This window comes from Streptococcus oralis subsp. dentisani (genome assembly GCF_002096685.1).
GTDB classification, from domain to species: Bacteria; Bacillota; Bacilli; order Lactobacillales; family Streptococcaceae; genus Streptococcus; species Streptococcus oralis_AD.
Window position 1 is genome coordinate 1 of the sequence record NZ_NCVA01000024.1, and the last position, 255, is coordinate 255.

The 255-nt window shown below is 50.2% G+C and carries 1 pseudogene; it reads left to right on the top strand.

What is annotated here, in order from left to right:
- Positions 1-255: pseudogene (locus B7705_RS10030) on the top strand (hypothetical protein); the annotation flags it as partial.

Here is a 255-nt window from a genome sequence, read left to right on the forward strand (position 1 = left end):
TGATGCGGACACGCTGTTGCTCATGCTTGCGCTTGCTGAGTGGCTCGCACTGATTGATGCAGATACGCTGTTGCTCATGCTTGTGCTTGCTGATTCAGATGCACTAATTGAAGCTGACACGCTGTTGCTCATGCTTGTGCTTGCTGATTCAGATGCACTAATTGAGGCAGACACGCTGTTGCTCATGCTTGTGCTTGCTGATTGGCTAGCACTGATTGAGGCAGACACGCTGTTACTCAAGCTTGTGCTTGCTGA